The organism is Arthrobacter sp. H14, from assembly GCF_000520495.1.
GTDB lineage: Bacteria > Actinomycetota > Actinomycetes > Actinomycetales > Micrococcaceae > Arthrobacter_C.
Window position 1 is genome coordinate 11,302 of the sequence record NZ_KI914654.1, and the last position, 1,025, is coordinate 12,326.

The 1,025-nt window shown below is 60.0% G+C and carries 1 protein-coding gene; it reads right to left on the reverse strand.

All coding sequences use genetic code 11. The features are described from left to right. A partial coding sequence (locus Y707_RS25395) for a glutamate-cysteine ligase family protein (RefSeq protein ID WP_253905144.1) occupies positions 1-670 on the reverse strand: 670 nt, incomplete at its 3' end. Between the last annotated feature and the right edge of the window lie 355 nt (positions 671-1,025).

Below are 1,025 nucleotides of genomic sequence, written 5' to 3' on the forward strand. Positions count from 1 at the left end.
AACGATCGGTGGCGAGCCACACACCCTGCCGGGCGCTGCGCCAGCCGCTCGGAACACCAAAACGGAACGGCGAATTGGCGAAGGTTGCAATGAGTACTGGTGCCAGGTCATGCAGGCGGCGCCACCGCTGAACTGCGCTCCCGGTACCTGTTCCATCACCGCCGGCGTCGAGGCACACCTGAAGTGACGCCGTCGAACACATCATGGTGAGTCCTGCTGGGCCGGAGCGTTCGTAATACTCCTCCATGGCCTCGTAACGTGGCAGCTCCAGGGTGCGTACCGGCGGCCGGAGTCCGTCCAGGGCGACGGGGCTGAAGGCAAGGCCGGCATCCAAGACCCGTGCGTCGATGGCTGCCAGATCGGTGCGGACGTCCTTGACCAGGGCGGCAAAGCCGGGCGCGCAAGCCGTGCTGACCTCCAGCTGGCCACCCGGTTCGAAGGTGATAGTCCCACCACGGGGAAGTTTTTGACCGGCGTCTCCGGCCACTGTGCGGATCTCCGCGACGGGAACAGGACGTTTAGGATCAGCAGCATCATGGATGATCCGCTCAATCTCCAGGCCAATAGCCCCATAAGGTCCGGTCCTGAAACAAGCCGCAGCGATGTAAAACTCCGCCTCCGACTCCAATACCGGGTGGAAATCCGGCTCCAATTTTGGCCTGGATGTCAAAGCACACCGTCCCTTCGGTGCATGCTCATAGACGGCCAGTAAACAGTCACACGGCACTTCTGTCAATGGTTCCTCCGCCCTACAGAAAACTTTTCAGATTATGGGTCAAGATGCTGATTTTGCTGTTGAGGGAGCCTGATCAGGACTGCTGTGACCGGTGGTTTTGTGACCAATGAGATTTCCCAAGGAATTCACAGGTTCCAAAACGCAAGCTTGGTTCCGGGACAGCCCTCCGCACAGGGCTCCCATCACTCACAGAATGTGCGCAACTAAGGGGAACCACAATGAACTCCGATCCAACCAACCAACACCGGCAGGTCAAGAGCCGCCGATTGCAACGACGGCGGGCGGTGGG